At 66.7% G+C, this 10,870-nt stretch carries 9 protein-coding genes; 2 read left to right on the top strand and 7 right to left on the bottom strand.

Annotated elements, in window-relative coordinates:
• Positions 1 to 1,016, bottom strand: a 1,016-nt coding sequence (locus VKH46_01330; GenBank protein HKB69453.1) for an IS110 family transposase, incomplete at its 3' end; no start/stop codon positions are given.
• Between the two features lie 398 nt (positions 1,017 to 1,414).
• Here VKH46_01330 and VKH46_01325 point away from each other — a divergent pair.
• On the top strand, positions 1,415 to 3,481 hold the full coding sequence (locus VKH46_01325; GenBank protein ID HKB69452.1) for an alkaline phosphatase D family protein: 2,067 nt from the start codon (positions 1,415 to 1,417) through the stop codon (positions 3,479 to 3,481).
• A 465-nt stretch (positions 3,482 to 3,946) separates the two neighbouring features.
• A complete protein-coding gene (locus tag VKH46_01320) occupies positions 3,947 to 4,291 on the top strand; it encodes a cupin domain-containing protein (GenBank protein HKB69451.1) in 345 nt (114 codons plus the stop codon).
• Between the two features lie 98 nt (positions 4,292 to 4,389).
• On the opposite strand, the gene VKH46_01315 is transcribed toward VKH46_01320, so the two are convergent.
• The 6 genes from VKH46_01315 to VKH46_01290 all read right to left on the bottom strand — a co-directional run bounded on the left by VKH46_01315 (position 4,390) and on the right by VKH46_01290 (position 10,637).
• Complete coding sequence (locus VKH46_01315) at positions 4,390 to 5,349, bottom strand: UDP-glucuronic acid decarboxylase family protein (GenBank protein ID HKB69450.1); 960 nt, start codon at positions 5,347 to 5,349, stop codon at positions 4,390 to 4,392.
• 156 nt (positions 5,350 to 5,505) lie between these two features.
• On the bottom strand, positions 5,506 to 6,804 hold the full coding sequence (locus VKH46_01310) for a UDP-glucose/GDP-mannose dehydrogenase family protein (protein ID HKB69449.1): 1,299 nt from the start codon (positions 6,802 to 6,804) through the stop codon (positions 5,506 to 5,508).
• 23 nt (positions 6,805 to 6,827) lie between these two features.
• On the bottom strand, positions 6,828 to 7,778 hold the full coding sequence (locus VKH46_01305; protein ID HKB69448.1) for a GDP-mannose 4,6-dehydratase: 951 nt from the start codon (positions 7,776 to 7,778) through the stop codon (positions 6,828 to 6,830).
• Entirely contained in the window at positions 7,775 to 8,995 is a 1,221-nt protein-coding gene (locus VKH46_01300) for an MlaD family protein (GenBank protein ID HKB69447.1), read from the bottom strand. The genes VKH46_01305 and VKH46_01300 overlap by 4 nt, the downstream gene beginning before the upstream one ends.
• The gene (locus tag VKH46_01295) at positions 8,992 to 9,819 is read right to left on the bottom strand and encodes an ABC transporter ATP-binding protein (protein HKB69446.1); all 828 of its coding nucleotides are present in this window, start codon (positions 9,817 to 9,819) and stop codon (positions 8,992 to 8,994) included. The genes VKH46_01300 and VKH46_01295 overlap by 4 nt, the downstream gene beginning before the upstream one ends.
• Entirely contained in the window at positions 9,816 to 10,637 is an 822-nt protein-coding gene (locus VKH46_01290; protein ID HKB69445.1) for an ABC transporter permease, read from the bottom strand. The genes VKH46_01295 and VKH46_01290 overlap by 4 nt, the downstream gene beginning before the upstream one ends.
• Between the last annotated feature and the right edge of the window lie 233 nt (positions 10,638 to 10,870).

Here is a 10,870-nt window from a genome sequence, read left to right as displayed (position 1 = left end):
GCAGCCGGGCGGGGCTGATAGAGCGTGCCTTTGGACCAGACGGCCCAGGCGATGCGAGCGATCTTGTTGGAGAGAGCCACGGCGGCGCGGTTGTGGCCGCGACGCTCCTGGACACGAAGCGCCCAGGCCTGGAGGCGGTCGGGATTCTTCGAGCGCTTGGCGGCGACCAGAACGGAGCGGGCGCCGTGAATGAGCAGGGTACGCAGGTAGGTGTCGCCTTCCTTGTTGATCGAGCCGAGCCGGCGTTTGGCGCCGCTCGAGTGCTCTTTAGGCGTGATACCGAGGTAGCTGCTAAAAGCGCGGCAGGGGCGGAAGCGGGAAGGGGATCCGACGAAGGCGATCATGGCCGAGCAGGTGATCAGGCCGATGCCGCTCACCGACAGGAGCGATCGGGCGCCGTCGGAGTCGACGAGGAGCGCCTTCAACTGCCGGTCGGCGTCCTTGATGCTCGACTCGAGCTGCCGGATCTCGTCGGCCATGGCGAGCAGGACAGGATGAAGGGCTTCGGGAATATCGGCCATGAGCTCGGGCAGATGGGGAACCACGTTTCTCGGACCTACGGGGATGACCTTGCCGAGTTCCCGAAGGATCGCTCGAATCGCGTTGATCCTGGCCGTGCGGGTCTGGATCCAGGAGGAGCGCATCCGGTGGAAGAAGGCGATCGTCTGCTGTTCGACGGTCTTGATCGGGACGGGGCGGATCGCCTCGCGGCGGCGCGCTTCCAGGATCGCGTCGGCGTCGGCGCGGTCGTGCTTGTCGCGCAGGACGTATTTTTTCGTGTAGTGGGCTGGAAGCAGAACAGGCTGGTGGCCGAGCCCTCGGGCGGTTCGGGCCCAGAAGTGGGCCGAGCCGCAGGCCTCCATGACGATTTCTGCCGGCAGCCGCGTGGCGAGGAAGGAGACGAACTTCGGCCGGGTCAGGCGCATCCTCTCATTGACGCGGCCCGGGACGGTCGAGATCGAGATCTGGAAGAAGGTCTTGGAAAGGTCCACCGCGATCGTCGTAGGATTCTCCATGGATTCCTCCTTTCGAATGGAGCTGCAATGACTCCGAATCGAATGGCACGATGATGCCGAATCGAAGGGAGGAGTCCATCTCATCCTTGCAGCGGACAGGCGCATGCGCGCCTGCCGCTGAACTCAAGTCGTTAGCGGCCGGGAGACCCTTGGTTCGTAAGGATTCGGACAGGAGACCTCCAGCTGAAACAGGCGGGCCTGGAAGTATGAGCCGGCTCAGCTAGTCCCGTCCGGCGATGGGCCGCCGGCGACGACGTCCGGCGTTCAGATTGCCGGATCGTCCGGGTTGATCGAAGTGTTTCGCGCCATGCAACTTACGGAGGAGTAGAGTACTTGTCGTGGCGGGTTCGCGTCCGAGTCCTGAGGGACGCCAACTGCTGCCCGGACGGAGTGAGACGATGAAGATCAGCCGCCGATCCTTTCTCAAAGCTGCGGCAGGAATGGGCGCTTCGCTCGCATGGGTCGGACCGGCTCGAGGTTCGCGCGTCCACTGGCGTGAGCGGCGTGATCTCTATCCCCAAGGGGTTGCCTCGGGCGATCCCGATCCGCACAGCGTCATCCTGTGGACGAGGCATCCGTTTGCCCAGGGCACACGCCAGTTCCTGACCGTCGAGGTCGCCGAGGATGAGGCATTCCGCCGAGTCATTGCGCACGCGCAGGCACCGGTCTCGAGCGCCGCGGACTGGACCGCGCGCGTTCTGATTGGCGGACTCGAGCCGGCGCGCACCTACTGGTATCGGTTTTCCGACAGCGACGGAAACGGCAGCCGGGTCGGCCGCACGATCACGGCGCCGTTGCCGAACGATCCGCGCACAGTGAACTTCGCATTCGTGAGCTGTCAGGATGTCAACGAGGGCAAGCTCAACGCCTATCGCCGGATGATTTACGAAGATGAACGCGCTCCCGCCGCCGAGCAACTCGATTTCGTCCTGCACCTCGGCGATTTCATCTACGAGGTGGTCGAGTATCCCGACGAGGTCAAGACTCGCTACGACCGCACGATCTATGAGGTTGCGCGCATCCCAGACGGCCACAAGGTCGGCAACTTCCACATCCCGCTGACCGTCGATGGCTACCGGGCCATCTACAAAGGCTATCTCGTCGATCCCGACCTCCAGGACGCTCGCGCGCGCTGGCCGTTCGTCTGCATCTGGGACAACCACGAGTTCTCCTGGCAGGGTTGGCAGAGCACCGTCAAGGCGGGAAAGTTCGAGCAGCCCGCCCCGAGCATCAAGATCGCGGCGAATCAGGCCTGGTTCGAATACCTCCCCGCGCGCGTCGCGCCGCCGAGCGGTTCGCTCGACCAGTTCGGTCCGCCCGCCGTGAAGGACGGTGTTCCCATCAAGGAGTTCGACGGCAACGGGCTGGGGATGGAGCCGAACAACCTGACGGCGATCAACAGCCTCAAAGCCTACCGGACGCTGCGCTATGGCCGGAACCTGGACGTGATCATCACCGACCAGCACAGCTACCGCAGCGCGGATTGCTTCAGCGATCCGTCGCTGGGGAAGCTCGGCGGCGAGGAGTTCATCGCCATGTTTCCCGAGGCTCTGATGCGGGTTCTGGACGGCGGGCGCGCCTTCAACGGTGGCAATCCTCCTGCGGAGATCCGCTTCAACGACGCGCACGTCCCCAACCCGCAACGGAACGCGCCGCCGCAGACGATCCTCGGGGCGGAGCAGAAGGCGTGGTTCAAGGAGAAGCTCCGGAGCTCGACGGCGGCGTGGAAGATCTGGGCCAACTCCCAGGGCACGCTCGACCACCGCGCCGACCCGCAGAACCTGCCCCCGGGTCTCACCAGGGAGCCTTGGCCTGCGGACGGCGGGTACGCAGCCATGAGCGGCGGTGACTACGGCACCGCGTTCATGGAGCGCGCCGAGATCTACCAGCTCGTGCGCGATTCAAAGGTGTCGGGCTTCGCCATCGTCTCGGGCGACCTCCACAGCTTCTGGGCCGGCTATGCGGCCGCCGAGCTTCCACCCGGGAAGTTCGACCCCGTCGGCCTGAGCTTCGTCGGCGGGTCGCTCACGAGCCCCGGCGCCATGGAGGCGCAGGAGCACAATCTCCCGAAGGACGCTCCGCTCCGACCGCTGTTTCTCGCGGACAGGGCGGCGGGGCCGCCGGACTGGACCAACAACATGCTTCTCCGGCACGGCGTCCGTTCGTGCCTCGAGTATGCGAAGAGCTTCGACCTGAAGCGCGCGAGGGGCTTGTCCAACCCGGATCTCGCGCCGCACCTCGAGTTCGTCGATCTCGGAGGACACGGGTACGCGAAGGTGCGGCTGACGGCCGACGAGATGCGCACCGAGTTCGTCTGCATTCCGCGCCCCATTGCGCGCAGTGAAAGACCGGACGGGGGGCCCATCAGGTATCGGGTTTTACACACGGCTGCACTGTGGAAGAGCGGAGAGCGCCCGCAGCTGAAGACATCGGTGCTCGAAGGCGACGCTGGACTGTCGATTTGACGGACTCACGGCGCTCGTTTCCATAGCGGCCGGACGGGCTGCCGATCTGGTGGTCCTTGCCGGTAACCGGGCGACGAACATTCACGACTTCGAGAGAGTGGAGGCCGTCTTCAAAAACGGCGTTGGCTACGACCCCGCGAAGCGGATGCGTTCGGTCGAAGGACTGATGGGGTTGCGTTGACGGAAGGCGGCGGTCAGCCTGCCGGCGACTCCGCGTCGTCCGAGCTGTCGCGTTGCAGTCCTATCTAGCCGTGATCTGGAGATTCCGGAGCCCCAGCACCCCGGACCTCTTTGCAGCGGACACGCCGTCGCTCGCCGGACAGGCTGCGGCGTGGCAAGCTTGCGCACTGGCGTGCGCGCCGCTGGCCTGCTGCGCCCGCCACGCATTGCTCGCGGCAGGCTGAGCCTCGTGCGAAGGCGGGAGCTCGGATCGTTATGCCCTGGAAGTACAGAGAGGAGAGCACGATGAGCAACGAACAGGTGGCGCCCGAGACGAAAGGCGTTACGGTGAAGTTACTTGCAACGGTTGACCTCGGCCCTGAGATCGAGGGCATGGCCGGGCGCAAACTTCGAATGCGGATGGTGACCATCGAGCCGGGAGGCGTCGTCGGCCCGCTTCACGACCATAAAGACAGACCGGGCACCGTCTTCATACTGCAAGGAACGATCACTGACCATCGAAATGGAGTCGCTACGGACTACGGTCCGGGAGTCGGCTGGCCCGAGGATAGGAACACCACACACTGGCTCGAGAACAGAGGAACGATTCCGGCGGTGGAGATCTCGGTCGATATAGTCAGGCAAGAGTAAGCTCAGGCCCGCGGCGGGGCGCCTGGAAATCCGGCTGGGGAGGATCCGCGGCGACTGTTACGCCGTGCGGGTCGAAGAGAAGCGGATTTCCTGAACGCTCAGCGCGACGCGGCCGCCGCCGAAGTCTCTGCGGCGAGCTCCCGGAAATACTCGATCGTCTTCACGAGCCCTTCCTCGAGCGGAACGCGCGGCGCCCAGCCGAGGACGCGCCGGGCCTTCGAGATGTCCGGCTGCCGAACCTTCGGATCGTCGGTCGGGAGGGGCTCGAAGACGATTTCGGAGGCCGTCCCGGTGAGCTTCCGGATCACCTTCGCGAACTCCAGCACCGTCATCTCGGCGGGGTTCCCGATGTTGGTCGGCTCGGGCTCGTCGGACATCAGGAGCCGGTAGATGCCGTCGATCAGGTCGTCGACGTAGCAGAAGGAGCGCGTCTGCGACCCGTCGCCGAAGACCGTCATCGGCTCGCCCGCGATCGCCTGGCCGATCAGCGCCGGTACGACACGGCCGTCCTTCGGCCGCATGCGCGGGCCGTACGTGTTGAAGATCCGCACGATGCGCGTCTCGACGCCGTGGCTCCGGCGGTACGCCATCGTGAGAGCCTCGGCGAAGCGCTTTGCCTCGTCATACACGCCGCGCGGGCCGATCGGGTTGACGTTTCCCCAGTACGACTCGGGCTGGGGATGGACGAGCGGATCCCCGTAGACCTCCGACGTCGACGCGAGCAGAAACCGCGCCCGCTTCTCCTTGGCGAGCCCGAGCGCCTTGTGGGTGCCGAGCGCGCCGACCTTCATCGTCTGGATCGGGAGCAACAGGTAGTCGATGGGCGACGCGGGGGACGCGAAATGCAGGACCGCGTCGAGCGAGGCGTCGACGTAGATGTAGTTCGTCACGTCGTGGTGGATGAAGGTGAAGCTCGGCCGGCCGATCAGGTGGGCGATGTTCCGCGTGTTTCCCGTGATGAGGTTGTCCATCGCGATGACGTCGTGACCTTCGGCCAGGAGACGGTCGCAGAGATGGCTCCCGAGGAAGCCGGCTCCGCCCGTGACGAGAACGCGCATGCGATGTCCTTTCCGTTTGCCATCCGCCGGATCGCGGGTCGCCCCGGAGAATAGCAAAAAGCGCAATGGCGGCCGCTCACCAGTGAGTTCGAGGCGATGAGACGTCTCCACCCGTATCGGCGATTCCGTTCAGGGATCAGGTGCGTCGGGTCCGCGCTAACCTCTACCGACTCCCGCATACGTCCACCCCAGCTCCCGCACTTCTTCCGGCTCGTAGACGTTACGGAGGTCGACGAGGACCCGCCCTTTCATCACCTTCTCGAGTTTGCCGAAATCGAGCGCGCGGAATTCGTTCCACTCCGTCGCCAGGACGAGGGCGTCGCAACCGGCGGCGCAGTCGTACGCGTCCCGGCCGTAGCAGACGTCGTCGAGGGCCTTCCTCGCGTTCTCCATCGCCGCGGGGTCGAACGCGCGCACCGACGCGCCCCGCTGCTGGAGGTCGCGGATGATGCGAAGAGACGCCGACTCCCGGATGTCGTCGGTCGCGGGCTTGAAGGAGATTCCGAGGACGCCCACGGTCTTGCCGGCGAGCGGGCCGGCCGCGGCCTCGATCTTCTCGATCATCCTCGCCTTCGTCTTCTCGTTGGCGGCGATCGCGGCCTCGATGATCTCGAAGCGCGCGCCGTACTTGCGCGCGAGGTCCGCGACCGCCTGGGTGTCCTTCGGGAAGCAGGAGCCTCCGAACCCCGGCCCCGGATGCAGGAACTTCGGCCCGATCCTCTTGTCGAGCCCCATTCCGCGGGCGACGGCGTGGACGTCGGCGCCGACGAGCTCGCACAGGGACGCGACCTCGTTGATGAAGGAGATCTTCACGGAGAGAAACCCGTTCGACGCGTACTTGATCATCTCCGCCGACTCGACGTCGGTCACGATGATCGGCGTCTCGAGGAGATAGAGCGGGGAATAGATCTCCTTCATGATCGCGACCGGCCGCTCGTCCCGCGTTCCGATGACGACGCGGTCCGGCCGGAGGAAATCGGCGACGGCGGAGCCCTCGCGGAGGAACTCGGGGTTCGAGACGACCGAGAACTCGTGCTTTCCGTTGCGCCCCTTCAGGATCTCCTCGATCATCTTCCCGGTGCCGGTCGGAACGGTGGATTTCGTCACGACGATCTTGTAGCCGTTGGCGTGGTCCGCGATCGACTCGGCGACCTGGCGGACGTACGAAAGGTCGGCGGAGCCGTCCGGGAGCGGGGGGGTTCCGACCGCGATGAAGATCGCGAGCGCGTTCTCGACGGCGCTCTTCAAGTCCGTCGAGAAGGAGAGTCGGCCGGCTCGCTCGTTCTTCGCGACGAGCTCCTCGAGGCCCGGCTCGTAGATCGGGATCTGCCCGTTCCGGAGCGCCTGGATCTTGGCTTCGTCGACGTCGACGCAAACCACGTTCATCCCGAAATCGGCGAGGCACGTGCCCGTCACGAGCCCGACGTAGCCGGTCCCCACCATGCAGATGTTCATCGCATTCTCCGAAAAGACTTTCCTCACGCCGCGCCGGCCCGGCGCCACGCGACGTACCGGGCGAGCCCCTCCTCGATCGGGACCTTCGGCGCGTACCCGAGCAAACGGCGCGCTTTTTCGACGTCGGCGTACGTCGCCGGCACGTCGCCGGGCTGGTCCGGGAGCCGGCGGAGGATCGCGCGGCGGCCCGTCGCCTTTTCGAGGAGCGCGACGAGCTCGGCGAGCGAGATCGGGTGCGCGCCGCCGAGGTTCACGATCTCGAAACCCCGGCACCGCTCGATCGCCGCCTCGACGCCGTCGAGGATGTCGTCGATGTAGGTGTAGTCCCGCCGGGACGACCCATCCCCGAAGAACGGGATCTCGGTCCCGCGCTCGAGCGCGTCGGCGAACTTCGCGATCGCCATCTCCGGCCGCTGGCGCGGCCCGTAGACGGTGAAGAACCGCAGGCAGAAGACGTCGAGGCCGTCGAGGTGGTGAAAGTTGAACGCGAGGAGCTCGCCGCTTCGCTTCGTCGTCGCATACGGCGAGACCGGCCGGGAGATCGGGTCCTCCTCGGAGAACGGGAGCTTCGAGTTGACCCCGTAGACCGACGAGGATGACGCGAAGAGGAACTTCGGCTTGCCGTGGCGCGCCGCGGCTTCGAAGAGGTGGATGCTCGCGACGCAGTTGACCTCCTCGTAGAGGACCGGGTCCTGGATCGAGGGGCGCACGCCGGCGCGAGCCGCCAGATGCACGACCGCGTCGAACTCGCCTTCGCGGAAGAGGGAGAAGACGAGCGCGCGGTCGCGGATGTCCCCCTCGACGAGACGGTACGCGGGATTCGAGAGCGCCGCCGCGACGTTGGCGCGCTTTCGCGCCGGGTCGTAGTAGTCGTTGAAATCGTCGATCACCGTCACGCGGTCGCCCGCCGCGAGGCGCCGGTCGGCGAGCTGCGATCCGATGAACCCGGCTCCTCCCGTGACGAGAAGCCTCACCGTTGAGGCTCGGGCGGCGGCGGCGCCTCCGGCGCCTCCGGCGGGGGCGCCCCCTTCTCTTTGACGACCGCGCGGTCGTAGCGGTTCCGGATCCCGTGCTTCTGGCGGTTCCGGATCAGCCACCGCAGGAGCCTGGAGTCGTTGATGCCGACGACGATGTCGTTGGCCGCGTCGTAGAGCCCGGGGTCGTTGATGAGCTTTCCGACCGATCCGTCCCCGCGGTCGAGCTTCTCGGAGATCGAGTCGAGGTGCTGCGTCAGGTCGCCGACGCGCCGGCGGAAGTCGGACGCGAACTCCTGGTCGTGGAGGAGCACCGGGAGGAGCCCCTTCCCCCGGTCGAGGTCGGCCGACACCCGCGCCAGCGACACGCCGGCCTGCGAGAGGTTGTCGATCAGCGCGTAGACCTTCTTCTTCCCCTCGGGGTCGGCCAGAAGCGCGGGGAGCGCGCCCTTCCCGTTCTGCAGGTCGTCGGCGATCAGGCCGAAGGTGCGCGACGCGGAGCCGATCGCCCGGCGAAGCGCGTCGCCCGTCTCGCGGCCGTAGCGCTCGTCGGCGAGGAGCTTGCCCGCGAGCGTCTTGCCGGAGTTGATCTTTCCGAGGGTCACGGAAAGCTGCCGGAGCGTCTGGTTGAGATTCGTCCCGATCTGTTGTCCCTCGGCGGAGTCGCTCGTGAGCTCGCCGAGGAGGCCCTTCCCCTTCTCGGTCCTTCCGAGGATCACCTTCAGCGACCGCGCGATTTCGGTGAGATCGCCGAGCAGGCCCTCGCCCCCGGCGAGGAGCTTCTCGATGCCGGCCTCCTTCGCCGCCGGAATCCAGCCCTCCGGCGCGATCTCGGCGGCGGTCTCCGAGCCTCCCTGCAGGTCGATGTACTTGTCGCCCAGCAACCCGATCGTCTTGATCGAGGCGGTCGTGTCGGTCCGGATTCGCGACGTCATCTTGCGCTCGATCGAGACGGTCACCGTCACCGTGCTGTCGCCCGGCTTTTCCGAGAGCGCGACCTCGGTCACGTTGCCGACCGTCACGCCGGCGAGTCGGACGGCGTTGCCCGCGGTGAGCCCCGCGGCCGACTGGAAATGGATCCGGTAGTCGACCTTCCGCGTGAAGAGATTCGCGCGGCGTCCGACCATGAAGATCCCGGTCGCGAAGGCGAGCAGGGCGATGAAGACCACGAGGCCGACGCGGAAGCGCCGCCGGACGATGTCGCTCGAAGCCGTCATGCGAAGTCTCCTTCTGCGGCCGACCACGCCTCCGAGGACGCGGACGTGCCCGCCGGGAAGCCCTGGGACCGGAAGAAATCCGAGAGGATCGGGTGGGCGCCGCGCGCGGCCTCGGCGAACGTCCCGACGAATTCGAACGTCCCTCCGTGGAGGAACGCGACGCGGTCGGAGATCACGCGGGCGGAGACGATGTCGTGGGTGACGACGACGAACGTCGCCTTCAGCCGCTCGTTCAGATCGTCGATCAGCTCGTTGATCTTCTCCGAGTTGATCGGGTCGAGCCCGGTCGTCGGCTCGTCGAATAAAATGATCTCCGGGTCGAGCGCGATCGAGCGCGCGAGCGCGACGCGCTTGCGCATCCCCCCCGAGAGCTCGGCGGGCATCTTCCGCTGGGTCCCCGGCAGGCCGACCAGCCCGAGCTTCTCGGCGACCCGGTCCTTGATCTCCTTCGGGCTCATCTCGGCGTGCTCACGCATCGGGAACGCGACGTTGTCGAACACGTTCATGGAGTCGAAGAGCGCGCCTCCCTGGAACAGCATGGAGGCGCGGAGCCGCACGGGAGCGAGGTCCTCCTCCGACAGCGGGACGATGTCCTGGCCGAAGACGAACACCTGTCCGGAGTCGGGCTTCGTGAGCCCGTTGATGTGCCGGAGGAGCACGCTTTTCCCGGTGCCGGACGGCCCGAGGATCACCATCGTCTCGCCGCGCTCGACCGTGAGCGAAGCGCCCGCGAGCACGGCCCTTCCCTCGTACGTCTTCCGGAGATCGACGAGGTCGATGGCGGGGCCCGTCGCGGGCGGCGGAGCGGCGGCGTCGGTCGTCACAGCGCGAGGAAGAGCTTCGTCAGGAAGAAGTCGGAGACGAGAATCGAGATCGACGCCGAGACGACCGTGCGCGTGGTCGCGGTCCCGACCGAGGCCGCGCCCCCCTTGACGTTCAACCCGTTGTAGCAGCCGATCAGCGCGATCTCCATCGCGAAGAAAAACGATTTTCCCAGGCCGCTCGCGATGTCGGAGATGCGGAGCTGGTTCCAGATGCTGTTGAAGTAGAAGGACGCCGAGATCGAAAGCTCCGTGACGGCGATGAGCAGGCCGCCCAGGATTCCGAGGAGGTCGGCGAGCGCCGTGAGCATCGGGAGCATCAGGAAGACCGCGATGAGCCGCGGCGTCACGAGCCGCTTCGTCGGCGAGACCGCCATCGCGCGGAGCGCGTCCACCTGCTCGGTCACCGTCATCGAGCCGAGCTCGGCGGTGATCCCCGCGCCGACGCGGCCGCCGACCATGAGCGCGGTCAGCACCGGGCCGAGCTCGCGGACGAGCGAGAGCGACACGACGCGGCCGATGAAGAGCTTCCCGCCGAACGCCGCGAGCGAATAGGCGGTTTGGAGGGCGAGCACCATCCCGGTGAAGAGCGCGGTGACGTTCGTGATCCCGAGCGACTTCACGCCGCTCTCATCCATCTGGTGGAGGATCTCCTGCGCGTAGAAGGGCTTCCCGAATACGCCGGCGACGGCCCGCGCGGTCATTTCCGCGAGACCCCCGAGGTAGTCGAGTATGCCGGCCCCGCGCCGCCCGAACGTGTCGACGAAGCGCAGCCACCGCAGATTGCGGTAGAAGACGGTGGTCTCGCTCGGCACGGGCATGGCCGGCGATCGTATCAAATGAACCGGGCGCGCTAAGTGCCCCGGCCCGGAAATAGCGGGCCATTTGCACCCGCGGCTTGCGGACGAGGGTCGGAGCCCCGCCGGGGAGCGCTGGGGGTTGCGCGCGCGGGGCTTGCGGTTGCAGACCAGACGCGAGACGCGATTCGATGCCGTTCGCATCGGGCGCGGCTCGCAACGCCGTCTGCGGCCGCAATGTCCGCGCGCCCTCCGGG

It is taken from the genome of Thermoanaerobaculia bacterium, from assembly GCA_035260525.1.
Taxonomy (GTDB): Bacteria; Acidobacteriota; Thermoanaerobaculia; order UBA5066; family DATFVB01; genus DATFVB01.
This window is presented reverse-complemented; position numbering and strand designations above follow the sequence as displayed.

What these genes read in the sequence shown, in the direction of transcription:
- VKH46_01325 (HKB69452.1), top strand. Translation starts at nt 1,415, where the DNA reads ATGAAGATCAGCCGCCGATCCTTTCTCAAAGCTGCGGCAGGAATGGGC.
- VKH46_01320 (HKB69451.1), top strand. Translation starts at nt 3,947, where the DNA reads ATGAGCAACGAACAGGTGGCGCCCGAGACGAAAGGCGTTACGGTGAAG.
- VKH46_01315 (HKB69450.1), bottom strand. Translation starts at nt 5,349, where the DNA reads ATGCGCGTTCTCGTCACGGGCGGAGCCGGCTTCCTCGGGAGCCATCTC.
- VKH46_01310 (HKB69449.1), bottom strand. Translation starts at nt 6,804, where the DNA reads ATGAACATCTGCATGGTGGGGACCGGCTACGTCGGGCTCGTGACGGGC.
- VKH46_01300 (HKB69447.1), bottom strand. Translation starts at nt 8,995, where the DNA reads ATGACGGCTTCGAGCGACATCGTCCGGCGGCGCTTCCGCGTCGGCCTC.
- VKH46_01290 (HKB69445.1), bottom strand. Translation starts at nt 10,637, where the DNA reads ATGCCCGTGCCGAGCGAGACCACCGTCTTCTACCGCAATCTGCGGTGG.